Annotated in this window: 22 protein-coding genes and 1 other annotated feature; of the genes, 12 read left to right on the forward strand and 10 right to left on the reverse strand. The window is 55.1% G+C overall.

Translation table 11 applies throughout. The features are described from left to right. Window positions 1-134: 134 nt before the first annotated feature. Both acrR and mscK read left to right on the forward strand, forming a co-directional pair. Entirely contained in the window at window positions 135-788 is a 654-nt protein-coding gene (gene acrR, locus OGY35_RS14095; RefSeq protein ID WP_178824267.1) for a multidrug efflux transporter transcriptional repressor AcrR, read from the forward strand. Window positions 789-907: 119 nt separating this feature from the next. After that, complete coding sequence (gene mscK, locus OGY35_RS14100; RefSeq protein WP_152405624.1) at window positions 908-4,270, forward strand: mechanosensitive channel MscK; 3,363 nt, start codon at window positions 908-910, stop codon at window positions 4,268-4,270. 24 nt (window positions 4,271-4,294) lie between these two features. Here mscK and rsmS read toward each other — a convergent pair whose 3' ends face one another. Together rsmS and priC are read right to left on the reverse strand one after the other, a co-directional pair. Beyond that, a complete protein-coding gene (rsmS, locus tag OGY35_RS14105) occupies window positions 4,295-4,456 on the reverse strand; it encodes a pleiotropic regulatory protein RsmS (RefSeq protein ID WP_152405623.1) in 162 nt (53 codons plus the stop codon). Between the two features lie 14 nt (window positions 4,457-4,470). Further along, the gene (gene priC / locus OGY35_RS14110; RefSeq protein WP_187696638.1) at window positions 4,471-4,998 is read right to left on the reverse strand and encodes a primosomal replication protein N''; all 528 of its coding nucleotides are present in this window, start codon (window positions 4,996-4,998) and stop codon (window positions 4,471-4,473) included. Between the two features lie 69 nt (window positions 4,999-5,067). On the opposite strand from priC, the gene OGY35_RS14115 reads away from it, so the two are divergent. From OGY35_RS14115 to htpG, 6 genes are all read left to right on the forward strand, one after another. After that, entirely contained in the window at window positions 5,068-5,445 is a 378-nt protein-coding gene (locus OGY35_RS14115) for a DUF454 family protein (RefSeq protein WP_152405622.1), read from the forward strand. Between the two features lie 267 nt (window positions 5,446-5,712). Further along, entirely contained in the window at window positions 5,713-6,264 is a 552-nt protein-coding gene (apt, locus tag OGY35_RS14120; protein WP_046477047.1) for an adenine phosphoribosyltransferase, read from the forward strand. Between the two features lie 113 nt (window positions 6,265-6,377). Then, a complete protein-coding gene (dnaX, locus tag OGY35_RS14125) occupies window positions 6,378-8,306 on the forward strand; it encodes a DNA polymerase III subunit gamma/tau (protein WP_286632587.1) in 1,929 nt (642 codons plus the stop codon). Beyond that, window positions 7,639-7,703, forward strand: a sequence feature (DnaX frameshifting element). It overlaps the preceding gene by 65 nt. 53 nt (window positions 8,307-8,359) lie before the next feature. Beyond that, window positions 8,360-8,689, forward strand: coding sequence for a YbaB/EbfC family nucleoid-associated protein (locus tag OGY35_RS14130; RefSeq protein ID WP_040460340.1), 330 nt, complete (start codon window positions 8,360-8,362; stop codon window positions 8,687-8,689). Continuing rightward, the gene (gene recR / locus OGY35_RS14135) at window positions 8,689-9,294 is read left to right on the forward strand and encodes a recombination mediator RecR (protein WP_286632590.1); all 606 of its coding nucleotides are present in this window, start codon (window positions 8,689-8,691) and stop codon (window positions 9,292-9,294) included. The genes OGY35_RS14130 and recR overlap by 1 nt, the downstream gene beginning before the upstream one ends. Window positions 9,295-9,405: 111 nt before the next feature. Further along, the gene (gene htpG, locus OGY35_RS14140; RefSeq protein ID WP_178828165.1) at window positions 9,406-11,280 is read left to right on the forward strand and encodes a molecular chaperone HtpG; all 1,875 of its coding nucleotides are present in this window, start codon (window positions 9,406-9,408) and stop codon (window positions 11,278-11,280) included. Here htpG and OGY35_RS14145 read toward each other — a convergent pair. Further along, the gene (locus OGY35_RS14145) at window positions 11,246-11,668 is read right to left on the reverse strand and encodes a hypothetical protein (protein WP_286632591.1); all 423 of its coding nucleotides are present in this window, start codon (window positions 11,666-11,668) and stop codon (window positions 11,246-11,248) included. The genes htpG and OGY35_RS14145 overlap by 35 nt on opposite strands. On the opposite strand from OGY35_RS14145, the gene adk reads away from it, so the two are divergent. Together adk and hemH are read left to right on the forward strand one after the other, a co-directional pair. Continuing rightward, window positions 11,658-12,302 (forward strand): adenylate kinase, encoded by a 645-nt coding sequence (adk, locus tag OGY35_RS14150; protein ID WP_286632592.1) that lies wholly within the window; start codon window positions 11,658-11,660, stop codon window positions 12,300-12,302. The genes OGY35_RS14145 and adk overlap by 11 nt on opposite strands. A 335-nt stretch (window positions 12,303-12,637) precedes the next feature. Further along, entirely contained in the window at window positions 12,638-13,600 is a 963-nt protein-coding gene (gene hemH, locus OGY35_RS14155) for a ferrochelatase (RefSeq protein WP_152405616.1), read from the forward strand. Here the strand turns inward: hemH and aes are convergent, their stop codons facing one another. Further along, window positions 13,601-14,572: an acetyl esterase gene (aes, locus tag OGY35_RS14160; RefSeq protein ID WP_286632593.1), complete on the reverse strand. Its 972-nt coding sequence runs from the start codon at window positions 14,570-14,572 to the stop codon at window positions 13,601-13,603. Window positions 14,573-14,713: 141 nt separating this feature from the next. Between aes and gsk the strand changes: the two genes are divergently transcribed. Then, a complete protein-coding gene (gsk, locus tag OGY35_RS14165) occupies window positions 14,714-16,018 on the forward strand; it encodes an inosine/guanosine kinase (RefSeq protein ID WP_152405614.1) in 1,305 nt (434 codons plus the stop codon). A 119-nt stretch (window positions 16,019-16,137) separates the two neighbouring features. Here gsk and ybaL read toward each other — a convergent pair whose 3' ends face one another. Next, window positions 16,138-17,814 carry a YbaL family putative K(+) efflux transporter gene (gene ybaL / locus OGY35_RS14170; RefSeq protein ID WP_286632594.1) on the reverse strand — a complete coding sequence of 559 codons (1,677 nt, stop codon included), beginning with the start codon at window positions 17,812-17,814 and terminating at the stop codon, window positions 16,138-16,140. A gap of 214 nt (window positions 17,815-18,028) precedes the next feature. Next, complete coding sequence (gene fsr / locus OGY35_RS14175; protein ID WP_152405612.1) at window positions 18,029-19,249, reverse strand: fosmidomycin MFS transporter; 1,221 nt, start codon at window positions 19,247-19,249, stop codon at window positions 18,029-18,031. Window positions 19,250-19,423: 174 nt separating this feature from the next. Here fsr and ushA point away from each other — a divergent pair, with 174 nt between their 5' ends. Further along, on the forward strand, window positions 19,424-21,076 hold the full coding sequence (gene ushA, locus OGY35_RS14180; protein ID WP_286632595.1) for a bifunctional UDP-sugar hydrolase/5'-nucleotidase UshA: 1,653 nt from the start codon (window positions 19,424-19,426) through the stop codon (window positions 21,074-21,076). 108 nt (window positions 21,077-21,184) lie between these two features. Here the strand turns inward: ushA and ybaK are convergent, their stop codons facing one another. From ybaK to OGY35_RS14200, 4 genes are all read right to left on the reverse strand, one after another. Then, a complete protein-coding gene (gene ybaK / locus OGY35_RS14185) occupies window positions 21,185-21,664 on the reverse strand; it encodes a Cys-tRNA(Pro)/Cys-tRNA(Cys) deacylase YbaK (RefSeq protein ID WP_178824294.1) in 480 nt (159 codons plus the stop codon). A 201-nt stretch (window positions 21,665-21,865) separates the two neighbouring features. After that, entirely contained in the window at window positions 21,866-22,660 is a 795-nt protein-coding gene (locus OGY35_RS14190; RefSeq protein ID WP_286632596.1) for a TraB/GumN family protein, read from the reverse strand. Between the two features lie 153 nt (window positions 22,661-22,813). Next, window positions 22,814-25,315, reverse strand: coding sequence for a copper-exporting P-type ATPase CopA (gene copA / locus OGY35_RS14195; protein WP_286632597.1), 2,502 nt, complete (start codon window positions 25,313-25,315; stop codon window positions 22,814-22,816). 121 nt (window positions 25,316-25,436) lie between these two features. Next, window positions 25,437-26,150 carry an MgtC/SapB family protein gene (locus OGY35_RS14200; RefSeq protein WP_286632598.1) on the reverse strand — a complete coding sequence of 238 codons (714 nt, stop codon included), beginning with the start codon at window positions 26,148-26,150 and terminating at the stop codon, window positions 25,437-25,439. Window positions 26,151-26,157: the final 7 nt, after the last annotated feature.

The raw sequence follows: 26,157 nt of genomic DNA on the forward strand, positions 1-26,157 counted from the left end.
CCTCGAGTGTCCGATTTCAAATTGATCAATGGTCAAAAGTCCACAAACCCATTGCTGCGTTTATATTATCGTCGTGCTATGGTACATACATCCATAAATGTATGTAAATCTAACACCTGTAAATTCACCGACATATGGCACGAAAAACCAAACAACAAGCGCAGGAAACACGACAACACATCCTGGATGTAGCGCTACGGTTGTTCTCACAGCAAGGGGTATCTTCCACCTCGCTGGCGGAGATTGCAAAAGCCGCTGGCGTCACTCGCGGTGCAATCTATTGGCATTTCAAAAACAAGTCGGATTTATTTAGTGAAATCTGGGAACTATCAGAATCCAGTATTGGTGAGCTTGAGACTGAGTATCAGGCAAAATTCCCCGACGATCCACTATCAGTGTTAAGAGAAATACTCGTTCATCTCCTTGAATCTACCGTGACAGAAGAACGGCGACGTTTATTGATGGAGATTATATTCCACAAATGTGAATTTGTGGGAGAAATGACTATAGTTCAGCAAGCGCAAAGAAACATCTGTCTCGAAAGCTATGATCGTATCGAACAAACATTAACGCATTGTATTAATTCAAAAATGTTGCCTGAAAATTTGCTTACGCGCCGGGCGGCGGTGATGATGCGCGCCACGGTTTCAGGCCTGATGGAAAACTGGCTCTTCGCCCCGCAATCTTTTGATCTCAAAAAAGAAGCGCGGGATTACGTTGCCGTGTTACTGGAAATGTTAACATTTTGTCCCACACTGCGGTCGGCAGGGCCTGACGCTACGGCCTGATGCGACTCCAGGAATTATCCTGGACGGTTTCTCTGCCGCTATTCTGTCTGACAGAGCCGTGATATTCTTGCGCGTTGACTATCTTCGGTCGTCTTTTCGGTTCAGAAACCTTCATTCACATGACTATGTTGCAGCTCTATAAACGTGTACAGCACCTTGTTTTCATCACGGTGGCTGTTTTCATCTTGATGCTGTCCTGCCAGTCTTTGGCGCTTGCCCGCGCGTCGTCAAACAGCGATTTGCCGTCGAAGGCGGACGTTCAAAGCCAACTGGATACGCTCAATAAGCAGAAAGACCTTTCCGCGCAGGATAAACTGGTTCAGCAAGATCTTCTCGAGACCATCGCAACGCTGGAAAAAATCGAGCGGGTGAAAGACGAGACGACTCAGCTTCGTCAGCGCGTGGCACAGGCGCCGGAAAAAATGCGTCAGGCGACAGAAGCCCTGAATGCCCTCAGCGATGTGGATAATGATGATGAAACGCGTAAGACGCTCAGTACGCTTTCATTACGCCAGTTAGAACTGCGCGTGGCGCAGGTACTGGATGATTTACAGAACGCGCAAAACGATCTCGCCACCTATAACAGCCAGTTGGTATCTCTGCAAACGCAGCCCGAGCGTGTACAAAATGCGATGTACACGGCCTCTCAACAACTTCAGCAGATCCGTAACCGACTGGATGGCACCAATGTGGGCGAAGCGGCGTTGCGACCCACTCAGCAGGTGCTTTTACAGGCGCAGCAAACGCTACTGAATGCCCAAATCGATCAACAACGTAAAAGCCTGGAAGGCAATACGGTGTTGCAGGACACCCTGCAAAAGCAGCGCGATTACGTCACCGCAAACAGCAACCGGCTTGAGCATCAATTGCAGTTACTGCAGGAGGCGGTGAATAACAAACGTCTGACCTTAACGGAAAAGACGGCGCAGGAGGCCATTTCGCCGGATGAAACCGCGCGGATCCAGGCCAATCCGCTGGTGAAACAGGAGCTGGAAATCAACCATCAGCTCAGCCAGCGCCTGATCACTGCGACGGAAAATGGCAATTCGCTGATGCAGCAGAACATCAAGGTCAAAAACTGGCTGGACCGTGCGCTGCAATCCGAACGCAACATCAAAGAACAAATCGCGGTGCTGAAAGGCAGCCTGCTGCTGTCGCGTATTCTCTATCAACAGCAGCAAACTCTGCCGTCGGCAGATGAACTCTCAGATATGACCAACCGCATTGCGGACCTGCGTCTTGAGCAGTTCGAAGTCAACCAACAGCGTGACGCGCTGTTCCAGAACGATGCATTCGTGGCCAAGCTGGAAGAAGGCCACAGTAATGAAGTGAATGACGAAGTCCACGACGCGCTGTTGCAGGTTGTCGATATGCGCCGCGAACTGCTGGATCAACTCAACAAGCAGTTGGGTAATCAGCTCATGATGGCCATTAACCTGCAAATAAATCAGCAGCAGTTAATGAGCGTTTCGAAAAGCCTGAAAGAGATCCTGACCCAGCAAATCTTCTGGGTGAACAGTAACCGGCCAATGGACTGGGACTGGATCAAAGCCTTCCCGCAGTCGCTGAAAGATCAGTTCAAGTCGATGAAAATTACGGTGAACTGGGAAAAAGCGTGGCCGGCGGTGTTTATCGCCTTCCTGGCCGGGCTGCCGCTACTGCTGATTGCCGGGCTGATTCGCTGGCGTCTGAAGTGGCTGAAAGCGTATCAACAGAAACTCGCTGCTGCAGTGGGGTCTTTGCGCAATGACAGCCAGTTGAACACGCCGAAAGCGATTCTGATCGACCTGATCCGCGCGCTGCCGGTGTGCCTGCTGATCCTGGCCGCCGGCCTGATTCTGCTGACCATGCAACTGAACATCAGCGATCTGCTGTGGGCATTCAGTAAAAAGCTGGCAATCTTCTGGCTGGTCTTCGGCCTGTGCTGGAAAGTGCTCGAAAAAGACGGGGTGGCGATTCGCCATTTCGGTATGCCAGCGCAACTGACCAGCCACTGGCGTCGCCAGATTGTGCGCATCAGCCTGGCGCTGCTGCCGTTGCACTTCTGGTCTGTGGTGGCTGAACTTTCTCCACTGCATCTGATGGACGATGTGCTGGGGCAGGCGATGATTTTCCTCAACCTGCTGCTGATTGCGTTTCTGGTGTGGCCGATGTGCCGCGAAAGCTGGCGGGATAAAGAGTCGCATGGTCTGCGCCTGGTGACGATCACTATCCTGTCAATCATCCCGATTGCGCTGATGGTGCTGACGGCAACCGGCTACTTCTACACCACGCTGCGACTGTCGGGCCGCTGGATTGAGACCGTTTATCTGGTCATCATCTGGAACCTGCTCTACCAGACGGTGCTGCGCGGGTTAAGCGTCGCAGCGCGGCGTATTGCCTGGCGTCGTGCGCTGGCGCGTCGTCAGAATCTGGTGAAGGAAGGGGCCGAAGGGGCGGAGCCGCAGGAAGAGCCAACCATCGCGCTGGAGCAGGTGAACCAGCAAACGCTGCGTATCACGATGCTGCTGATGGTTTCATTGTTCGCGGTAATGTTCTGGGCAATTTGGTCCGATCTGATCACCGTGTTCAGCTATCTCGACAGCATCACGCTCTGGCACTACAACGGCACCGAAGCGGGTGCTGCGGTAGTGAAAAGCGTGACGATGGGCAGCCTGCTGTTTGCCATTATCGCCTCGATGGTGGCCTGGGCATTGATCCGCAACTTGCCGGGTCTGCTGGAAGTGCTGGTGCTGTCGCGTCTGAAAATGCGCCAGGGGGCGTCGTACGCCATCACCACAATTCTTAACTACATCATCATTGCCGTAGGGGCGATGACGGTCTTCGGTTCGCTCGGCGTGTCGTGGGATAAACTGCAGTGGCTGGCGGCGGCCTTATCGGTCGGTCTCGGTTTCGGCTTGCAGGAGATCTTCGGTAACTTTGTCTCGGGTCTGATCATTTTGTTCGAACGTCCGGTGCGGATTGGCGATACGGTAACGATCGGCACGTTCTCCGGTACCGTCAGCAAGATCCGTATCCGTGCGACCACCATTACCGATTTCGATCGCAAAGAGGTGATCATCCCGAACAAGGCGTTTGTCACCGAGCGCCTGATCAACTGGTCGCTGTCCGATACTACCACCCGTCTGGTGATCCGCCTCGGCGTGGCTTACGGTTCGGATCTGGATAAAGTGAAGAAAGTCCTGCTTCAGGCCGCGCTGGAGCATCCTAAAGTGATGCACGATCCCGAGCCGGCGGTATTCTTCACCACCTTCGGCGCCAGTACTCTGGATCACGAGCTGCGTCTGTACGTGCGCGAACTGCGCGATCGTAGCCATACGGTTGATGAACTGAACCGGTCTATCGATCGCCTGTGCCGTGAAAACAACATTGATATTGCCTTTAACCAGCTTGAAGTGCATCTGCGCAATGAGAAGGGCGATGAGGTGACGGAAGTTAAACGCGAGATCAAAGGCGACGATCCGACGCCTGCGGTGGGCTAACCCCTCACGTCGTCAAAAGGCAGCTCACTTCTGTGCTGAAGTGAGCTGTTCTATTTTCCTTTCATAATCCTGCTTTATGATTTCCAGCGCTTTCAGCACCGTGGCGGGGGCGACCTGGTTTTCTTCCAGCAGGACAATCAAATCGACGGCCAGTTTGACCTCATCCGGGGCGTTTTCAAGTGACATAGCGTCTCCAGGGATTAGCGGGTTAAACGCGCCAGAACACGTTCAATATTGTCGAGCGCCTTACGACAGCGCGCCAGACGACCTTCATAGATTTCCACTTCGCGTTGCAGCGTTTGTTGCTCGTCCAGGCGGGTGGCCTGAGCCAGTCTCGCCTTGCGTTGCGCGGTCATTTCCTGCAAACGTCGTTCAAATTCCTGATGCTGGATGCGCCTGCGCTGCCAGCGTGCCAGGCCCGGCGAGGCGCTGTCCCACTCCCGGAGTGACCAACTGGCGGTTTCGCGGGAGATAGCTTCCAGTTGCGACGCCAAATGCTCCGCAAGCCAGGCAACCTGCGGTAGCTGCTGCTGTTCAACCGCCTGACGCAGCGCCTGAAGATGGCCTTCTGCTTCTTCGAGGCAGGCCTGAATAAGGGTGCTGCGGGTCTGAAAAAGATGACGATCGAAGCGGGCGCTGAGTGTGGCATGCTGCGCCATCGGCGCGCAGCGTTGGCGCAGGAGAGCGAGCTGATCGTCCAGCTTTTGCAGCAGCATGGCGGTTTTCAATTTAACACTCCGATGAAAATGATAACTGTTATGCTAAAGTAGCGTTCTGGTTTGCGATATGCCTTTATTATGCAACGAATCCTTTTAATCATCACGGGTTGGCTGGCGGTTGTATTGGGGACACTGGGCGTCGTGTTGCCTGTATTGCCGACGACACCGTTTATCTTACTGGCAGCCTGGTGTTTCGCCCGCTCATCGCCGCGTTTCCATGACTGGTTACTCTACCGCTCGTGGTTTGGCAGCTATTTGCGATTCTGGCAGAAATATAAGGCTATGCCGGCTGGCGTTAAGCCCCGCGCGATCGTGATGATCCTCATTACCTTCGCCATATCGCTGTGGCTGACGCCGATGTGGTGGGTGCGGATCCTGCTGCTGGTGATCCTGGTCTGTCTGCTGATATTTATGTGGCGAATACCGGTGATTGACGAAAAGCAACAAAAGCACTGAAGCGCAATAATCGCGGTTGCAATTGCGGGCGGTAGCCAGTAAATTCGACCGTTTTCGAGCACAGGCGCGCCGGGTCAAATTAATGTTGACCTTCTATTCTATATACACACTGTCATTCAAGGTACATCGAGGCGGCAACTGAATGAATCTCTGAGCTTACATCAGTAAGTGACTGGGATGAATGAAGGCAGCCAACAAAGAGGCAGCTTGAAGGATGAAGTGTATAGTGCGCCGTGAAGTAACACCGTATTAATCAGGCACAAACTTATGACCGCGACTGCACAGCAGCTTGAGTTTCTCAAAAATAGCATTAAAAGCATTCAGGACTACCCGAAACCGGGCATTCTTTTCCGTGATGTCACCAGCTTACTGGAAGATCCGAAAGCTTACGCGCTCAGCATCGAATTGCTGGTTGAGCGTTACAAAAATGCAGGCATTACCAAAGTTGTCGGTACCGAAGCACGCGGCTTTCTGTTTGGCGCGCCGGTAGCGTTGGGTCTGGGCGTTGGCTTTGTGCCAGTGCGTAAACCGCGCAAACTGCCGCGTGAAACGATCGCTGAAAGCTACGAACTGGAATATGGCACCGATCAGCTGGAAATCCACGTTGATGCGATCCAGGCGGGTGACAAAGTGTTGGTGGTTGACGATCTGCTGGCGACCGGCGGCACGATTGAAGCGACCGTGAAACTGATCCGTCGCCTGGGTGGCGAAGTGACCGACGCGGCGTTCATCATCAATCTGTTTGACCTCGGCGGCGAACAGCGCCTGGCGCAACAGGGCATCAACTGCTATAGCCTGGTTCCCTTCCCGGGACACTGATTCAGGCTGTCCACGTCTGAAGCAATAGCAAGAGACATGACCTCGCTGAATGGGCGAGGTTGTGTTAGCATTCCCCCCTATGAATCCACCTTCCAGCGTTTCAGAGCCAGCCAATGAGTTATCAGGTTTTAGCCCGAAAATGGCGCCCACAAACCTTTGCTGACGTCGTCGGCCAGGAACATGTGCTGACCGCACTGGCGAACGGCTTGTCGTTAGGGCGTATTCACCACGCATATCTTTTTTCCGGTACCCGGGGTGTCGGTAAAACCTCTATTGCCCGTCTGCTGGCAAAGGGGCTGAATTGCGAAACCGGCATTACCGCCACGCCGTGCGGCGTGTGTGATAACTGCCGTGAAATCGAGCAGGGGCGGTTTGTCGATCTGATTGAGATTGATGCCGCTTCGCGCACCAAAGTTGAAGATACCCGGGACCTGCTGGATAACGTCCAGTACGCACCAGCGCGCGGCCGATTCAAAGTCTATCTGATCGACGAAGTGCACATGCTGTCTCGCCACAGTTTTAACGCACTGCTCAAAACGCTTGAGGAGCCTCCCTCACACGTCAAATTCCTGCTGGCGACGACCGATCCGCAGAAGCTGCCGGTGACCATTTTGTCCCGCTGTCTGCAATTCCATCTCAAGGCGCTGGATGTTGATCAGATCCGCCATCAGCTTGAGCACATTCTTAACGAAGAGCAGATCGCCCACGAGCCGCGCGCGCTGCAACTGCTTTCCCGTGCGGCGGATGGCAGCCTGCGTGATGCGCTGAGTCTGACGGATCAGGCGATTGCCAGCGGTGATGGTCAGGTTTCCACCCAGGCGGTGAGTGCGATGCTCGGCACACTGGATGACGATCAGGCTCTGTCGCTGGTTGAAGCGGTGATAGCCGCCGACGGCGAGAGGGTGATGACGCTGGTCAACGAGGCCGCTGCGCGAGGTATTGAGTGGGAAGCGCTGCTGGTCGAAATGCTTGGCCTGCTGCATCGTATCGCGCTGGTTCAGCTCTCTCCATCTGCGCTGGGCAGCGACATGGCGGCGATTGAAGTGCGCATGCGTGAACTGGCGCGCACCGTGCCGCCTGCGGACGTCCAGCTTTATTACCAGACGCTGCTGATTGGCCGTAAAGAACTGCCGTACGCGCCGGACAGGCGCATGGGCGTTGAAATGACCTTATTGCGGGCGCTGGCGTTTCACCCGCGTATGCCGCTTGCGGAACCCGAGGTTCCGCGACAATCGTTTGCCCCTGTTGCGCCAACGGCGGTGATGACGCCGACGCAGGTGCCACAGCAGTCAGCACCCGCGCAGCAAACCCCGGCAGTGCCCCTGCCGGAATCCACCAGTCAGGTACTGGCGGCGCGCAACCAGCTGCAACGTGCGCAGGGAGCAACCAAAGCAAAAAAGAATGAACCGGCAGCCGCACCCCGCGCGCGGCCGGTGAATAACGCTGCGCTGGAAAGACTGGCTTCGGTATCAGAACGCGTGCAGGCTCGTCCTGCGCCGTCTGCACTCGAACAAGCGCCAGCGAAGAAAGAAGCTTATCGCTGGAAGGCGACGACGCCCGTTGTTGAAGTGAAAGAGGTGGTGGCGACGCCGAAGGCGCTGAAGAAAGCGCTGGAGCATGAGAAAACGCCGGAGCTGGCAGCCAAGCTGGCGGCGGAAGCGATTGAACGCGACCCGTGGGCAGCGCAGGTGAGTCAGCTTTCACTGCCAAAACTGGTTGAGCAGGTCGCGCTCAATGCCTGGAAAGAAGAAAATGGTAATGCGGTCTGTCTGCATTTACGTTCCAGTCAGCGGCACCTGAATTCCAGCGGTGCGCAGCAAAAGCTGGCGGAAGCGCTGAGTGCGCTTGCGGGATCAGCGGTTGAACTGACCATCGTAGAAGATGATAATCCGGCGGTGCGAACGCCGCTGGAGTGGCGTCAGGCGATTTATGAAGAGAAACTTGCGCAGGCGCGCGAGTCGATAGTTGCGGATAACAACATCCAGACCCTGCGTCGATTCTTCGATGCAGATCTGGATGAAGAGAGTATCCGCCCCATTTGATCGTAAGCGACGCTTATGATTGTCATCCCTTAACGTGATTGAGAGAGAAGCCTATGTTTGGTAAAGGCGGTCTGGGTAACCTGATGAAGCAGGCCCAGCAGATGCAGGAAAAAATGCAGCAGATGCAGGAAGAAATCGCCAAGCTGGAAGTGACCGGTGAATCCGGCGCGGGTCTGGTGAAAGTGACCATCAACGGTGCGCATAACTGCCGTCGTGTGGAGATCGACCCAAGCCTGCTCGAAGATGACAAAGATATGCTGGAAGATCTGGTTGCTGCCGCATTCAACGATGCTGCCCGTCGCATTGAAGAGACCCAGAAAGAGAAGATGGCCTCTGTTTCCTCCGGTATGCAACTGCCGCCAGGCTTTAAGATGCCGTTCTGATGCAAACCAGCCCGCTGTTAACTCAGCTTATGGAAGCACTGCGCTGTCTGCCGGGCGTTGGCCCGAAGTCGGCGCAGCGCATGGCGTTTACGCTGCTTCAGCGTGACCGCAGCGGCGGGATGCGCCTGGCGCAAGCGCTCACCCGAGCGATGTCGGAAATCGGCCACTGTGCCGATTGCCGCACCTTCACCGAGCAGGATGTCTGCAATATCTGTTCGAATCCGCGTCGTCGGGAAAACGGCCAGATTTGCGTGGTCGAGAGTCCGGCGGATATCTACGCGATTGAGCAGACCGGGCAGTTTTCCGGGCGCTACTTCGTGCTGATGGGGCATTTGTCACCGCTCGACGGTATCGGGCCGGATGATATCGGTCTCGACAGACTCGAGCAGCGCCTCTCTTCAGAGCAGCTCAGTGAAGTGATCCTCGCGACTAACCCGACGGTTGAAGGGGAAGCCACGGCGAACTACATTGCTGAGCTCTGCGCGCAATATGGCGTTGATGCCAGCCGTATCGCCCACGGCGTGCCGATCGGCGGTGAACTGGAGATGGTGGACGGCACCACGCTGTCGCATTCTCTGGCAGGACGTCACAAGATTAAATTCTGACCAAACGGAGGTTGCACTCGCGACCTCCGCTTGAAATCCCCCACGGTTGTCCCCATTTCCCTCTCAACGTGTTTTTTACCATTAAAAATGGCATTGTTGAGGTAGATCTACATGAAAGGACAAGAAACTCGTGGGTTTCAGTCAGAGGTAAAACAGCTTCTGCATCTGATGATCCATTCTCTGTATTCCAATAAAGAAATCTTCCTGCGTGAGCTTATCTCTAACGCCTCCGATGCGGCAGACAAGCTGCGTTTTCGCGCGCTGTCGAACCCGGACCTCTATGAAGGTGACGGTGAACTGCGTGTGCGCGTCTCCTTCGATAAAGATAAGCGTACGTTGACCATTGCCGATAACGGCGTGGGGATGAACCGTGATGACGTTATCGATCACCTGGGGACCATTGCGAAGTCCGGGACCAAATCTTTCCTCGAATCTATGGGCTCCGATCAGGCGAAAGACAGCCAACTGATCGGTCAGTTTGGGGTGGGCTTCTATTCCGCGTTTATCGTGGCGGATAAAGTGACCGTCCGCACCCGCGCGGCGGGCGACAAGCCGGAGAATGGCGTGTTCTGGGAGTCGGCGGGTGAAGGTGAATACACCGTTGGCGATATCACCAAAGACGATCGCGGAACGGAAATCACGCTGCATTTGCGTGAAGGGGAAGACGAGTTCCTCGATGACTGGCGTGTACGTTCCATCATCAGCAAATATTCCGACCATATCGCGCTGCCGGTTGAGATTGAAAAACAGGAAGAGAAAGACGGCGAAACCGTCGTTTCCTGGGAGAAAATCAACAAAGCGCAGGCGCTGTGGACCCGTAACAAGTCGGAAATCAAAGACGACGAGTACAACGAGTTTTACAAGCATATCGCGCACGATTTTACCGATCCGCTGACCTGGAGCCACAACCGTGTGGAAGGGAAGCAGGAGTACACCAGCCTGCTGTATATCCCGTCTCAGGCACCGTGGGACATGTGGAACCGCGATCACAAGCACGGCCTGAAGCTGTATGTTCAGCGCGTCTTTATCATGGACGACGCCGAGCAGTTTATGCCGAACTACCTGCGCTTTGTGCGCGGTCTGATCGATTCTAACGATCTGCCGCTGAACGTCTCTCGTGAAATTCTGCAGGACAGCACGGTAACCCGCAATCTGCGTAGCGCATTGACCAAACGTGTTCTGCAGATGCTGGAAAAACTGGCGAAAGACGATGCGGAAAAATACCAGACCTTCTGGCAGCAGTTCGGTCTGGTGATGAAAGAAGGTCCGGCGGAAGACCACGCTAACCAGGAAACCATCGCCAAACTGATGCGTTTCGCGTCGACGCATACCGACTCTTCTGCGCAGACTGTCTCTCTGGAAGACTACGTCTCCCGCATGAAAGAAGGGCAGGAGAAGATTTATTACATCACCGCCGACAGCTATGCGGCGGCGAAGAGCAGTCCGCACCTGGAACTGCTGCGTAAGAAAGGCATCGAAGTGCTGCTGCTCTCCGATCGCATTGACGAGTGGATGATGAACTACCTGACCGAGTTTGACGGTAAGGCGTTCCAGTCCGTCGCCAAAGCGGACGAGTCTATCGACAAGCTGGCCGATGAGGTGGATGAAAGCGCGAAAGAAGCGGAAAAAGCGCTGACACCGTTCGTTGAGCGCGTGAAAACGCTGCTGGGCGACCGTGTGAAAGACGTGCGTCTGACGCACCGTCTGACCGATACGCCAGCGATTGTCACCACCGATGCGGACGAAATGAGCACGCAGATGGCGAAACTGTTTGCGGCGGCGGGTCAGAACGTGCCGGAAGTGAAATACATCTTTGAACTCAACCCGGATCACGTGCTGGTGAAACGCACCGCGGATACCGAGGACGACGCGAAGTTCAACGAGTGGGTTGAACTGCTGCTGGATCAGGCGCTGTTTGCCGAGCGCGGCACGCTGGAAGATCCGAACCAGTTCATCCGTCGTATGAACCAGCTGCTGGTTTCCTGATAACGGCTTGTAGTGCCGGATGGCGCTGACGCTTATCCGGCCTACGGTTAAAGCTGTTTTTGTAGGCCGGATGGCGCTGACGCTTATCCGGCCTACGGTTAAATCTGCTTTTGTAGGCCGGATGGCGCTGACGCTTATCTGGCCTACGGTTAAAGCTGCTTTTGTAGGCCGGATGGCGCTGACGCTTATCTGGCTTACGGTTAAAGCTGCTTTTGTAGGCCGGATAAGGTGCTTGCACCGCCATCCGGCTTTTTTTCGCGCATTTTCCCCTCATTAACCGTTTCAGCCTTACCCCGCTTCCTTGAGACAAATGCGTGATGGTGGTATCGTTTAGCGCTTTTTTAAAAATATCGACAACCTTTAAGGGGATTTTCGTAATGCGTATCATTCTGCTTGGCGCTCCGGGCGCGGGTAAAGGAACTCAGGCTCAGTTCATCATGGAGAAGTATGGTATTCCGCAAATCTCCACCGGTGATATGCTGCGTGCCGCCGTGAAATCTGGCTCCGAGCTGGGCAAACAAGCGAAAGACATCATGGACGCCGGCAAGCTGGTGACCGATGAGCTGGTGATCGCGCTGGTAAAAGAGCGTATCGCGCAGGAAGATTGCCGTAACGGTTTTCTGTTAGATGGTTTCCCACGCACGATTCCGCAGGCTGACGCCATGAAAGAAGCGGGCATCGTGGTGGATTATGTTCTCGAATTCGACGTACCGGATGAGCTGATCGTTGACCGTATCGTGGGTCGTCGCGTGCACGCTGCGTCTGGCCGTGTTTACCACATCAAATTCAACCCGCCGAAAGTGGAAGGTAAAGACGATGTGACCGGTGAAGAGCTGACCACCCGTAAAGACGACCAGGAAGAGACCGTGCGTAAACGTCTGGTGGAATACCATCAGATGACGGCGCCGCTGATTGGTTACTACCAGAAAGAAGCGGCCGCGGGTAACACCCAATACGCGAAAGTTGACGGGACTCAGGCCGTCGCTGAGGTTCGCTCTGCTCTGGAAAAAATCCTCGGCTAAGGCTGTTCTGCCGGATGGCGGTGCAAGCACCTTATCCGGCCTACAACTGTATTCCTGCTTTGTATGCCTGATAAGCGCAGCGCCATCAGGCAATGGGTGACGGATGGCGGTGCAAGCACCTTATCCGGCCTACAACTGTATTCCTGCTTTGTAGGCCTGATAAGCGCAGCGCCATCAGGCAATGGGTGCCGGATGGCGGCGTAAACACCTTATTCGACCTACCGGCATCGTTAGCGCCATCAGGCAAATTCTCGTCTTACCTCTCGCAGCAATTAGTTCTTCTTACTCGCTTTTCCGCTACAATTATCAACAATTTGAATCGATAAGAGGCGGTAATGCGTCAGACGAAAACCGGTATCCTGCTGGCTAATCTTGGGACCCCCGATGCCCCCACTCCGGCGGCGGTAACACGCTATCTTCGGCAATTCTTGAGCGATAAACGCGTCGTCGATACGCCTCGTGTGTTGTGGTGGCCGCTGCTGCGCGGCGTTATTTTGCCGCTGCGCGCCCCGCGCGTGGCAAAGCTTTATCAGTCTGTCTGGATGGAAGGCGGCTCGCCGCTGATGGTCTACAGCCGTCAACAGCAGCAGGCGCTTGCCGCGCGCTTACCGGATACGCCGGTTGCGCTGGGCATGAGCTACGGCTCGCCGTCGCTGGAAAGCGCAGTGGACGAGCTGCTGGCGAACCACGTTGATCACATTGTCGTGCTGCCGTTGTACCCGCAATATTCCTGCTCAACCGTGGCCGCCGTCTGGGATGAACTGGCGCGGATTCTGGAACGTAAACGCCGTATTCCGGGTCTGTCGTTTATTCGCGATTATGCCGATGACAGCGCCTATATCGACGCGCTGGCAAGCAGTGCGCGTGCCTCGTTTGCTGAACACGGTGAACCGGATTTACTGCTGCTGTCATATCACGGTATCCCCCAGCGTTTTGCTGACGAAGGCGACGACTATCCGCAGCGCTGTCGCGACACCACCCGTGAACTGGTCTCTGCACTCGGCCTGCCGCCGGAAAAAGTGATGATGACCTTCCAGTCGCGCTTTGGTCGTGAGCCGTGGCTGACGCCTTACACTGACGAAACGCTAAAGATGTTAGGTGAGAAGGGGACGGGACATGTTCAGGTGATGTGTCCGGGCTTCGCGGCAGATTGCCTGGAGACGCTGGAAGAAATTGCGGTGCAGAATAAAGAAGTCTTCCTCGAAGCGGGCGGCAAAAAGTATGAATATATTCCGGCGCTGAATGCCGCACCGGAACATATCGATATGATGCTGAAACTGACGGCCGCGTATCGCTAACTAACGCAGCGCGTTTATCTGCTGGGTAAAGAAACGCGCGCCATCGCGTAATGCGTCATCGGCAGATTTCATCATGCGCGAATAGTGCAGAAAGGCGTGCAGCGTGCCGGGATACATTTTGTATTCGCAGGGCTGCTGGTGCGCCGCCAGCGTCTGGAAGAGCAGACGACTGTCGTCGATCAGCGGGTCAAACTCCGCACTGGCGATAAAGCAGGGCGGCACCTCGTGCGTCAGGTTGTTGTTGAACAGGCAATAGTACGGCGACTCGCGATCGTCGACATTACGCAGATACGCTTTTTCGTACATCTCCAAATCCTGGCGGCTGAGACCATCCCAGTCGCCGCCCATCAGCCGACGGCTCACCGAGTCCTGTAGGCCATACAGGCCATACCACAACAGCACCCCGGCTACGTTGCCGCAGGAGATGTGCTTATCGCGCAGCCACAGCGCGCTGGCGAGCGCCAGCATCGCGCCAGCGGAATCACCGGCAAAACCAATTCGCGTCATATTCAACTGATAGTCGTCCGCCTGCTGATGAAAAAACTGACAGGCGGCAACGGTCTCTTCTATGGCTTGCGGAAAGCGGGCTTCAGGCGAGAGCGAATAGTCGACGCCAATGACCGTGCACCGGGTATAGCTTGCCAGCAGGCGCATGATGCGGTCATGGGTATCCAGATTGCCGAGAATAAAACCGCCGCCGTGCAGATAGAACAGCGTTGCCTGACTGTCTGGCGCTGGGCTGTACAGGCGTGTTGTCACCTCTCCCCAGCACGTGGGGATGGCATATTCACGCGTTGGCATCTGCGGTGCGTCCGCGTTCCAGAAGCGGCGCTCAAGAATGTAGTGTTGGCGCATGGCTGCCACGTCATCGGCGGACGGCCAGGGCGGCAGATCGTCCTGTCGGACATTCAGCACCGCTCTCATCTCGTCTGAAATGCGCGCCAGTACGGGAAGTTTGTTTTCCGGTTTCATAAAACGCTCCTTGTGAAATCGGCCCATTGTAAAAACTTCCGCCGTGGAAACTGCGATCCGTTCGTCCGATATTGAAACTCTGTCGTCACAAGGGGAATGTGCTACCATTCACCGCTCCGTTAGCCACCCGTAAAAACAGTCATGAAATTTCCCGGTAAACGCAAATCCAAACACTATTTCCCCGTCAACGCACGCGATCCGCTGCTGCAACAAATCCAGACTGAAAATGAAACCAGCGCCGCATGGGTGGTGGGGATTGACCAGACGCTGGTGGATATTGAAGCGAAAGTGGATGATACGTTTGTGCAACGTTATGGGCTAAGCGCCGGGCATTCACTGGTGATTGAGGATGATGTGGCGGAGGCGTTGTATCGGGAACTGGTGCGTGACAATCTGGTAACCCATCAGTTTGCCGGCGGGACCATTGGTAACACCATGCACAACTACTCCGTGCTGGCCGATGACCGCTCGGTGTTGCTGGGCGTAATGTGCAGCAACATTGAAATTGGCAGTTACGCCTACCGCTACTTGTGCAACACCTCCAGTCGTACTGACCTCAACTATCTGCAGGGCGTTGACGGGCCGATTGGCCGCTGCTTTACCCTGATTGGCGAGTCCGGTGAGCGTACCTTTGCCATCAGCCCTGGGCACATGAATCAGCTACGTGCAGAAAGCATTCCTGAATCAGTGATTGCCGGGGCGTCAGCGCTGGTGCTGACGTCCTATCTGGTGCGCTGTAAGCCGGGAGAGCCGATGCCGGAAGCTACTATGAAGGCCATTGAGTATGCCAAAAAGCACAATGTGCCGGTCGTGCTGACGCTCGGGACCAAATTTGTTATCGCCGATAACCCGCAGTGGTGGCAGGATTTCCTGAAAGAGAACGTCTCAATTCTGGCGATGAATGAAGAAGAAGCCGAAGCGTTGACCGGTGAAAACGATCCGCTGCTGGCGTCTGACAAAGCGCTGGACTGGGTCGATCTGGTCTTGTGTACTGCCGGACCGGTAGGGCTGTACATGGCGGGTTTTACCGAAGAGGAAGCCAAACGCAAAACCCAGCATCCGCTACTGCCGGGGGCAATTGCCGAATTCAATCAGTATGAATTTAGCCGTGCCATGCGTCATAAAGATTGTCGTAATCCGCTGCGCGTCTATTCGCATATCGCTCCGTATATGGGCGGCCCGGAAAAGATCATGAATACCAACGGCGCAGGCGACGGCGCGCTGGCGGCGCTGCTGCACGATATTACCGCCAACAGCTACCACCGTTCGAATGTACCGAATTCCAGCAAGCATACGTTCACCTGGCTGACCTATTCGTCATTAGCCCAGGTGTGCAAATATGCCAATCGTGTGAGTTATCAGGTACTGAATCAGCACTCCCCGCGTCTGACGCGTGGGCTGCCGGAGCGTGAGGATAGCCTCGAAGAGTCGTACTGGGATCGTTAAGTCATTATGCCGGATGGCGGCGTAAACGCCTTATCCGGCCTACTGCTACCATTATCTGTGTAATCACGTAGGCCTGATAAGCGAAGCGCCATCAGGCCTACGAGTCGATGCAACGACGGTCACCCCGTCACCACTTCACCCGCAGGCGGCGTTTCCAGCAGTTCCAGCATGGTACGGGCGATTTCACGCTCGCCCATCACCACCTGGTTGGCGCCGCGTTCGGTAATGTACTCCACCTCATCGTCATAATGCGCACGGGCGATAATCTCAATATTCGGGCACTTCTCGCGGGCAGAGGCAACAATTTCGCCGGCCTCATAGCCGTTCGGGATGGTAAGGATCAGCCAGCGGGCGCAATCCAGGTGTGCCAGAGCCATAATTTCTTCATTGGCAGCATTTCCCAGCACCGCGCGGATCCCGCGTTCACGCAGCTCATCCACGCGCGTGCGTGACGTTTCGATAACCACTAACGGAATACCTGCGGCCATCAGTTTTTCACCGAGCAGGCTGCCGACGCGGCCAAAGCCGACCAGCAGCGCATGGTTGCAGATATCCACCGGAATTTGCTTCTCTTCCTCGATGGCCTCTTCCAGCGTCTGTTCTTCCAGCGTCTCGGTTTTTGCCAGATATTTTTCCAGCAGGGCAAACAGCACCGGATTGAGCATAATTGACAGAATCGCCCCCGCCAGCACCAGATTTTGCCCTTCCTGCGGCAGCAGGTTCAGCGCCATCCCCAGACCGGCGAGAATAAAGGCGAACTCACCGATCTGCGCCAGGCTGGCGGCGATGGTCAGCGCGGTACGCGGCGAGTGACCAAACAGACGCACCAGGAAGAAGGCGGCGACAGACTTACCAAAGATAATAATGGCAAGCGTTGCCAGCACGGCCAGCGGCTGTTGGATCAGAATCAGCGGATCAAACAGCATGCCGACGGAAACAAAGAACAGGACGGCAAACGCGTCGCGTAGCGGTAGGGTATCGTGGGCCGCGCGGTGACTCAGTTCCGATTCATTCAGTACCATCCCGGCAAAGAAGGCGCCCAGCGCGAAGGAGACGTCGAACAGTTCCACGGCGCCGAAAGCGATACCCAATGCCAGTGCCAGCACGGAAAGGGTAAACAGCTCGCGGGAGCCGGTGGCCGCACTGCGGGCCATAATCCACGGCACAAGACGGCGACCCACCAGCATCATAATGGCAATAAAGGCGACAACTTTACCAATGGTAATGCCCATGTCGACCGCCAGAGAGGCGAAACCGACGTTGCCTTTTTCCACCATCCCGGCCACGGCGGGCAGCAGTACCAGCGTCAGCACCATCACCAAATCTTCAACAATCAGCCAGCCGATGGCAATCTGCCCTCGTTGACTGTCGACCAGCTGTCGTTCTTCAAGCGCACGCAGCAGCACCACGGTACTGGCGGTTGAAAGACATAAACCAAAGACGATACCGGTCATCAGTGACCAGCCCATCATGGCGGAAAGGGCCATACCCAACAGCGTCGCCACGGCTATCTGAGCGATCGCGCCGGGAATGGCTATCGACTTTACCGCCATCAGATCCTTCAGTGAAAAGTGCAGACCGACGCCGAACATCAGCAAAATAACGCCAAGCTCCGCGAGCTCCGGCGCAAGTTTGGTATCAGCCACAAAGCCTGGGGTAAAAGGTCCGGCCAGAACGCCCGCTAACAGATATCCCACCAGAGGAGAAATACGCAGTTTGTTGGCAAGCATGCCGAGTATAAAAGCGAGCACAAGGCCGCCAACAATGGTGGTGATAAGCGGGGTGGCGTGATGCATTCCGTCTCCTTTGGTAGCTGATTTCCAAAATTCCAGGTAATAGTTTATGACAATTTTGATTATTATGTTTATGAATAATTGTTGAATTTTGAAGAAAACTGCAATTTGAGGCGAAAAAGGCACGGATCGGAAAACGAATGGGCAGGAGACAGAGCAAAGGCTTATGGTTACAGGCGTAGCGTGCGGCTAAAGTTTAGCTTTAGCCGCAGGAAACTCAGGCTTTATGTCGGTTATCAGGTAAGAATATGGTCAGTATCCCCAGAAGTGGTAGGAAAGCACAGATTTTATAGACTAATTCGATGCTGGTATGGTCCGCGAGCAGGCCTAACACAGCGGCTCCCAGGCCACCCATCCCGAAGGCAAAGCCAAAAAACAGACCAGAAACCATGCCGATACGACCCGGTAGCAGCTCCTGTGCATAGACCAGAATGGCGGAAAACGCGGATGCGAGAATAAAACCAATGATCACCGTTAAAATACCGGTCCAGTGCAGGGTGGCATAAGGCAAAATCAGCGTAAACGGCGCGACACCGAGGATAGAGCCCCAAATCACATATTTTCTACCAATCTTATCGCCTAAAGGCCCGCCAATTACCGTTCCTGCCGCGACCGCAAACAGGAAGGCAAAGAGATGAAATTGCGCGTTTTGTACCGATAATCCGAATTTTTGCATCAGATAAAAGGTGTAATAGCTGCTGATACTCGCCATATAGAAGTATTTCGAGAAAATCAGGATTAGCAGGACGCTGACAGCGAGGACGACCTTGTTATGCGGCAGTGGATTGATAACTGTCGCTTTGGGTTTGCCCTTGCTCATACGATGCTGTGCGGCGTACCAGCGGCTGATTTGCGCCAGTACCACAATCGCCAGCAGGGCGGCGAGGACAAACCAGGCCACGTTACCTTTGCCGTAAGGGGCGATGATCACCGCTGCCAACAAGGGGCCGAGGGAACTGCCGAAGTTACCGCCCACCTGGAAGATGGATTGGGCAAGGCCGTGACGTCCGCCCGAGGCCATGCGCGCCACACGGGAGGATTCCGGATGAAATACCGAAGAGCCGGTCCCGACCAGCGCAGCGGCCAACAGCACGGTGCCGAAACTGCCCGCCAGCGCCAACAGCACCAGACCGCTCAGCGTAAAGCACATGCCAATTGGCAGCGACCATGGCATCGGGTACTTATCGGTCCAGTAACCGACCACCGGTTGCAGTAGCGAAGAGGCCAACTGGAAGGTCAGGGTGATCATCCCTATCTGCATAAAGGTCAGTGAAAATTCGGACTGTAATAGCGGATAGATCGCCAGAATTAACGACTGGATCATATCGTTAAGCAGGTGAGAAAGGCTGATCGCGCCTAAAATGCCGAACGACGTACGCGCTTTAGCGACTGGCGCAGACGCACCAGGTGCTGGCTGGGTTTGTTCACTCATTGCCATAGAAAGTCACTTCTGTCTGATTTGCGATGTAGGGGAATATCGTCATTGTGATTATTACCTGACTAACATACCTGCGGACGAGGTTTGAAGGAAGTCTCAATTCTGAAAACTTATTCGACTATTATTTCAGATAATTGTAATTTCTGCGGTTGAAATGGAGTCAGGGAGAGAAACATGAAATTTTTGAAACGGGGTGTGGCGTTAGCACTGTTCGCCGCATTCACGCTGGCAAGTCAGCCTGCTCAGGCTTATGAAAAAGATAAAACCTATAAAATCACCATCCTGCATACCAACGATCACCATGGCCATTTCTGGCGCAGCGAATACGGCGAGTACGGTCTCTCGGCGCAAAAAACGCTGGTGGACGGGATCCGTCGCGAGGTGGCTTCCGAAGGGGGCAGCGTCCTGCTGTTGTCCGGTGGGGACATCAACACCGGCGTTCCCGAATCGGATCTACAGGATGCTGAGCCTGACTTTCGTGGGATGAACCTGATTGGTTATGACGCGATGGCGGTCGGCAACCATGAATTTGATAATCCGCTCACCGTCCTGCGTCAGCAGGAGAAGTGGGCGAAGTTCCCGTTTCTCTCGGCCAACATCTACCAGAAAAGTACCGGCGAGCGCCTGTTTAAACCCTGGGCCATCTTTACGCGCCAGGATCTGAAAATCGTGGTTATCGGTCTGACCACCGATGACACGGCGAAGATCGGCAACCCTGAATTTTTCACCGACATTGAATTCCGCAAGCCGGCGGAAGAGGCAAAGGTGGTGATTCAGGAACTGCAGATGAATGAAAAGCCTGACGTCATTATTGCGACCACCCATATGGGGCACTATGACAACGGCAACCACGGTTCGAACGCGCCGGGCGACGTCGAAATGGCGCGGAGTCTGCCCGCCGGAGCGCTGGCGATGATTGTGGGTGGTCACTCACAGGACCCGGTGTGCATGGCAGAAGAAAACAAGAAACAGGTGGATTATGTGCCCGGTACGCCGTGCGCGCCGGACAAACAGAACGGGATCTGGATTGTGCAGGCTCACGAGTGGGGAAAATATGTTGGTCGTGCGGACTTTGAGTTCCGTAACGGCGAGATGAAAATGGTCAACTATCAGCTGATCCCGGTGAACCTGAAGAAGAAAGTGACCTGGGAAGACGGGAAAAGTGAGCACGTACTTTACACCCCGGAAATCGCTGAGAATGCGCAGATGCTCTCGCTGCTGTCACCGTTCCAGAATAAAGGGAAAGCCCAGTTGGATGTGAAAATCGGTGCGGTGAATGACCGACTGGAAGGCGATCGCAGCAAGGTCCGCTTTGTGCAGACCAACATGGGACATCTTATTCTGGCTGCGCAAATGGCGCGCACCGGTGCGGATTTTGGCGTCATGAGCGGCGGTGGGATTCGAGACTCGATCGAAGCCGGGGATATCACCTATAAAAGCGTGCTGAAGGTACAACCGTTCGGCAACGTGGTGGTGTATGCCGATATGAACGGCAAGGACGTGACGGACTACCTGACGGCCGTGGCGCAGATGAAGCCGGATTCCGGCGCTTATCCGCAGTTTGCTAACGTTAGTTTTGTCGCGAAAGACGGCAAGCTCAACGATCTGAAAATTAACGGCGAGCCGGTTGACCCGGCGAAAACCTACCGTATGGCGACGCTCAGTTTTAACGCGACGGGGGGCGACGGCTATCCGCGTATTGATAACAAACCGGGGTACGTCAACACCGGGTTTATCGATGCGGAAGTGCTGAAGGAATACATCCAAAAAAATTCACCGCTGGATGCCAGTGCGTATGAGCCGAAGGGGGAAGCCAACTGGCAATAACAGGGCGGAGTGCCGGATGGCGGTGGTGGTACTTTATCCGGCCTACAGGTCAGTGCGGTTTCCAGGCCTGATAAGCGTAGCGCCATCAGGCCATCATTCTAAAATCGCTTAGTCCCGGCGGGCGATATCGGCGAATTTAGCCTCCAGAATAGTGGCTAAATCTCCCGCCGCCAGTTCAATGTCCAGTCCGCGTTTGCCGCCTGAGACAAAAATGGTGTCAAACGTCTGGGCTGGCGCATCGATAAGCGTCGGCAGGCGTTTTTTCTGTCCCAGCGGGCTAATGCCGCCGACCAGATATCCGGTTGTACGTTGCGCCACAAGCGGATCGGCCATATCGACTTTTTTCGCGCCGAGCGCTTTGGCGACTTTTTTCAAATCCAGTTGTCCAGCGACCGGCGTAACCGCAACCGCCAGATGTTTCATATCGCCATTCACCGCGACCAGCAGCGTTTTGTACACCCGATCGGCATTTAACCCTAATTTGCGCACCACCTCATCACCGAAGTTGGTTTCGGCGGGATCGTGATCGTAGGTGTGGATCCTGAACGTAATGTTGTTTTTTTCGAGTAATTTAACTGCGGGTGTCATAGTAATTTTTCCTGGCTAAACCAAATGACAAGTCAAGCGTACCTCTGATGATTGTCTAAAAAATAGTACCATCTTGCGCAATTATGTTGGCAGGATGCAGAGTTTGAGCGACAATCGACATACACCGACGCGTAAAGCGGCGGCATAATAATAATGATGAAATTCCTCTTTGACGGGCCAATAGAAATATTGGCCACTTTTTTATCGCATCAGTTCCGGCAGATTCCCTTCTCCATACAGGTGTAGCGCACCCACGGCCACCACGTAGCGACCCGCAGGCAGCGCCGACAAGCGATCCCGCCAGGCGATATTACGCTGATGCATCAGCACATCATACAGCGACTGACTGAAGGTGTTCGGAAGCGTCAGGTGGTTGTCCTGCGGCGGCGCTTTTAGCCACCAACTCATCATCTGTTGCAGTAGCCGGGCGTTGGTGTGCCAGTGCGTCAACGTATCGTCCAACAGTGCCAGCCCGTTATCCGGCAGTTCGCATAACAGCGCAATCTGGCTGGATGCTCCTTCCAGTTCAATCACCGGTTTTTCTGCCTTCTTCGCGGCCTGCAACAGTTGATAATCAATGCCGTACTCCGGGCGTAACCCCAACTGCTGCGCCTGAGTGGCCTGTAGCACCATCGCGATTTGCCACAGCGGTTGCGTCGAAAACAGGGCCGGGGAGATCCCCAGCTCATCGGTCGCGCGATGCAGATTGCGCAACTGTTCCTCGCTGAGGCGTTCTTCCAGCGCGGTAAACTCGGGTAAATCGGCGAAGGGACTGTCATTGCCGGAGACATCGGCCTCAACAATTAACGCATCGGCGTTGTGAAGCTTTTTAAGCAGTCTGGCAGGGAGGGGAGACATGTCGCGGCTGCCCATATGAATACTGCCAATCAGGTGGAAGTAGCGATTGCCGGGCAACAAAACGTCAATGGCGGGCCAGGTATAGCGATTGCCGGTTAGCCCAGCGAAAAATGTTTTTACCCGGTAAAACAGATCCATGCGACCTCCCTAAGTAGACAACCATGCTAGCGCGTGGTCAGGTAAGGTGCAATGTGTGAATTGCCGGATGGCGGCGCTAAAGCACCTCATCCGGCCTGGTCGTTTCACATTAACGCAGTAGGCCGGATAAGCGTCAGCGCCATCCGGCATCGCTTACTCTTTCGGTTTAAAGCGCAGCAGTCGGTTAGCGTTGCTCACCACGGTAATGGACGACAGCGCCATCGCCGCTCCGGCAACCACCGGGTTCAGCAGCGTTCCGGTGAACGGCCACAGGATACCGGCCGCTACGGGGATCCCGATGCTGTTATAAATGAACGCGCCGAGCAGGTTCTGCTTCATATTGCGCAACGTGGCTCGGGAGATAGACAGCGCGTCCGCCACGCCCATCAGGCTGTGGCGCATCAGCGTGATCGCGGCGGTTTCAATCGCCACGTCACTGCCGCCGCCCATTGCAATCCCGACATCAGCCTGTGCCAGCGCCGGTGCGTCATTGATGCCGTCACCGACCATCGCCACCTGACGCCCCTGACTTTGCAGACGCTTAATGGCATCGGCCTTACCGTCCGGGAGAACGCCAGCAATCACGTCATCAATCCCCGCCTCTTTGGCGATGGCGTTGGCCGTCGTCGGGTTATCGCCGGTTAACATCACCAGACGATATCCGGCGCGGTGCAGTCGCTGAAGGGCCGCCACGCTGTCGCTACGCAGCGGATCGCGTACGGCCAGCAGCGCCGCCGCTTTGCCGTCAATCGCCAGCAGCACCGGCGTGGCGCCCTGAGAAGCCTGGGCAGAAATCTCGGCTTCCAGTTCGCGAGTGTCAACCTGCTGCTCGTTCAGCAGGGCCTGGTTGCCCAGCAGCAGCGTATGACCTTCCGCTTCGCCGCTGACGCCTAATCCACGCAGGGTGCGGAAACCGTTAACCTGAGGCAGCGCGCTATCACCGGCTTTGTCGAGAATCGCCCGCGCCAGCGGGTGACTGGAGCCCTGCTCAAGCGCCGCAGCCAACCGTAGCGCCTGCGCGTCGTCAATGCCGCCAACGGTTTTAACCGCCACCACCTGTGGTTTGCCTTCGGTCAGCGTCCCGGTTTTGTCGAAGACTACCGTATCCAGCGTGCTGGCGCGTTGCAGCGCATCGGCATCACGCACCAGTACGCCAAACTCAGCCGCACGACCCACACCGGAAATAATCGACATTGGCGTCGCCAGACCCAGCGCACACGGACAGGCGATGATCAGTACCGTAGTGGCGATCACCAGGGTATAGACAATTTGTGGGGCCGGACCAAAGACGTACCAGATACCCGCGCTCACCAGCGCGATCAGCACCACGACCGGGACAAACACGCCGGAAATCTTATCGGCCATCTGGCCAATTTCCGGTTTACTGCTCTGCGCCTGGCGCACCATGCGGATAATGCGCGACAGGGTGGTATGACTGCCTACCGCACTGGCGCGGAACACTACGCTGCCATCCTGCACGACGGTACCGGCATGCACGCTGTCGCCTTCCCCTTTTTGCTGCGGGATAGGTTCGCCGGTGAGCATCGCTTCATCCAGCCATGCCTCGCCCTGAGTGATTTCACCGTCAACCGGCACGCGGTCACCGGTGGTCAGGCGCAACAGCATACCCGGCTGAACGTCTGCCAGCGGCACGCTCTTCTCACCCTCTTGCGTAATCACCCGCGCCGTTGGCGGCGTGAGATCGAGTAATTTTTCCAGCGCCTTAGACGAGCGCTGACGCGCCCGCGCTTCCAGCATGTGTCCGAGGTTGATCAGACCAATGATCATCGCACTGGCTTCATAATAGAGATGGCGCGCTTCCATCGGGAACCACTGTGGCCACAGATTGACGCTCATCGAGTACAACCAGGCCACGCCGGTGCCGAGGGTGACCAGAGTATCCATCGTGGCGGTGCCGTTCATCAGGCTCTTCCACGCGCTGCGATAAAAATGGCCGCCCGCAAAGACCATTACAGCGAGCGTCGCCAGACCAATCGCCAGCCACAGGCTGCGGTTGTCGGCGGTCACCATCATGTTATCGCCCATCATCCCCCAGACCATCACTGGCACACCTAGCAGCAGGGCGACAATCGCCTGCCAGCGGAAGCGTTTCATCGTCGCGACGGCGGTTTCCTGCTGGCGTTCGCGGCGTTTGAGATCGTCTTCAATCGCCTCTGCGCCATAGCCCGCTTTTTCCACCGCCTGGACTAAATCGGCAGCGGACGCACTGCCCATCACCAGCGCAGTACGTTCCGCAAGGTTTACCCGTGCCTGCGTGACCCCAGGAACGCTTTGCAGCGCATTTTGTACCCGGGAAACACAGCTGGCGCAGCTCATGCCGCTTAACAGCAGTTGTTGGCTGTCATCTTCAACCGTCGCTGCCGGAAGCTCAGGAGGGACCGCTGCCAGCGCTTCCGACGGGATTGATGACTCCGTCAGCGGTTTAGCCTTTGGGTGGCTTAACTCTGCGCCATAACCAGCTTGTTTGATGGTGTCGATTAGCGCTTCGGCGCTGGCGGTACCGGTAACGTGCGCTTCGGTCACGGTGACCTCCGCCTGTTCCACGTCCGGGCGTTGCTCAAGACTCTCTTTTACGCGTTTGACGCAGTGACCGCAGGACAGGCCGTCCAGGGTCAGGTCGATGGTTTGAGACATCACTTCACTCCTCTATAACGGGTCAATAAGGGTTGACCGTTGTACCTTGATTGACTAACTGTTATTAAGGGTAAACCTTCCCGCAAGGGGAAGGTCAAGGAGTTTGTTTTTTCCTGAGTATTCAGTGTTCCAGTGCGATAGCACAAACGTGTTCGAGCGTAGAAAGGTTGCTGTAGAGTTCCGGCAAGGTCATCTTTTTTCTAATCACGACTTTAAGGTTGACCTCTATTTTCCCCTTTTTAACATCGCGGATAGTAATGGCTTCAATAATGTTCTTTTGCTGATTAATACTTTCTATCAGCGTTTGCAGCCCCGCTTTTTCATCAAGAATAACGCGAATTTTTACTTTGCCAGGCAATTGGTTTTTGGTTTGTAAAAAGATAACAAAATAGCTGAGTTTGATGGCCAGCAGGAACAAACCTGTGGCAAGCAGAGCATACATATAAAAACCGGCTCCACTGGTAATTCCCACTCCCGCGGAAGCCCACACGATGGCTGCGGTTGTTAGCCCGGAGATGGCGTCATCATGGCGATGAAGGATAACACCCGCACCGAGAAAGCCTACGCCGCTGATAATTTGTGCGGCCAGCCGCATCGGGTCGCTACGTATATTCATCGAGATTTCAGCGTAGTATTCTGCTGACTGAATAGAGACGATTGTCAGAACGCAGCTGGCGACTGAAATAATGACGCACGTTTTAAATCCGACAGGCTTCCCTTTCGATTCTCTTTCAAGACCGATGATTCCCCCCAGGATAAAAGCGACGCAAATTTTGCCCAGTGTAATTAAGAGAGATTCTCCTTCACCGAATAAGAGGAAGGATAACGTATTCATATTTCCT

Source organism: Citrobacter sp. Ct235 (assembly GCF_030332305.1).
Lineage (GTDB): Bacteria > Pseudomonadota > Gammaproteobacteria > Enterobacterales > Enterobacteriaceae > Citrobacter_A > Citrobacter_A telavivensis.

What these genes read in the sequence shown, in the direction of transcription:
- fsr (WP_152405612.1), bottom strand. Translation starts at nt 19,249, where the DNA reads ATGGCAATGAGTGAACAAACCCAGCCAGCACCTGGTGCGTCTGCGCCA.
- ybaK (WP_178824294.1), bottom strand. Translation starts at nt 21,664, where the DNA reads ATGACACCCGCAGTTAAATTACTCGAAAAAAACAACATTACGTTCAGG.
- ushA (WP_286632595.1), top strand. Translation starts at nt 19,424, where the DNA reads ATGAAATTTTTGAAACGGGGTGTGGCGTTAGCACTGTTCGCCGCATTC.
- OGY35_RS14200 (WP_286632598.1), bottom strand. Translation starts at nt 26,150, where the DNA reads ATGAATACGTTATCCTTCCTCTTATTCGGTGAAGGAGAATCTCTCTTA.
- OGY35_RS14190 (WP_286632596.1), bottom strand. Translation starts at nt 22,660, where the DNA reads ATGGATCTGTTTTACCGGGTAAAAACATTTTTCGCTGGGCTAACCGGC.
- OGY35_RS14115 (WP_152405622.1), top strand. Translation starts at nt 5,068, where the DNA reads ATGCAACGAATCCTTTTAATCATCACGGGTTGGCTGGCGGTTGTATTG.
- aes (WP_286632593.1), bottom strand. Translation starts at nt 14,572, where the DNA reads ATGAAACCGGAAAACAAACTTCCCGTACTGGCGCGCATTTCAGACGAG.
- OGY35_RS14130 (WP_040460340.1), top strand. Translation starts at nt 8,360, where the DNA reads ATGTTTGGTAAAGGCGGTCTGGGTAACCTGATGAAGCAGGCCCAGCAG.
- OGY35_RS14145 (WP_286632591.1), bottom strand. Translation starts at nt 11,668, where the DNA reads ATGATACGCATTACGAAAATCCCCTTAAAGGTTGTCGATATTTTTAAA.
- adk (WP_286632592.1), top strand. Translation starts at nt 11,658, where the DNA reads ATGCGTATCATTCTGCTTGGCGCTCCGGGCGCGGGTAAAGGAACTCAG.
- mscK (WP_152405624.1), top strand. Translation starts at nt 908, where the DNA reads ATGACTATGTTGCAGCTCTATAAACGTGTACAGCACCTTGTTTTCATC.
- copA (WP_286632597.1), bottom strand. Translation starts at nt 25,315, where the DNA reads ATGTCTCAAACCATCGACCTGACCCTGGACGGCCTGTCCTGCGGTCAC.
- apt (WP_046477047.1), top strand. Translation starts at nt 5,713, where the DNA reads ATGACCGCGACTGCACAGCAGCTTGAGTTTCTCAAAAATAGCATTAAA.
- ybaL (WP_286632594.1), bottom strand. Translation starts at nt 17,814, where the DNA reads ATGCATCACGCCACCCCGCTTATCACCACCATTGTTGGCGGCCTTGTG.
- hemH (WP_152405616.1), top strand. Translation starts at nt 12,638, where the DNA reads ATGCGTCAGACGAAAACCGGTATCCTGCTGGCTAATCTTGGGACCCCC.
- recR (WP_286632590.1), top strand. Translation starts at nt 8,689, where the DNA reads ATGCAAACCAGCCCGCTGTTAACTCAGCTTATGGAAGCACTGCGCTGT.
- gsk (WP_152405614.1), top strand. Translation starts at nt 14,714, where the DNA reads ATGAAATTTCCCGGTAAACGCAAATCCAAACACTATTTCCCCGTCAAC.
- dnaX (WP_286632587.1), top strand. Translation starts at nt 6,378, where the DNA reads ATGAGTTATCAGGTTTTAGCCCGAAAATGGCGCCCACAAACCTTTGCT.
- rsmS (WP_152405623.1), bottom strand. Translation starts at nt 4,456, where the DNA reads ATGTCACTTGAAAACGCCCCGGATGAGGTCAAACTGGCCGTCGATTTG.
- acrR (WP_178824267.1), top strand. Translation starts at nt 135, where the DNA reads ATGGCACGAAAAACCAAACAACAAGCGCAGGAAACACGACAACACATC.
- htpG (WP_178828165.1), top strand. Translation starts at nt 9,406, where the DNA reads ATGAAAGGACAAGAAACTCGTGGGTTTCAGTCAGAGGTAAAACAGCTT.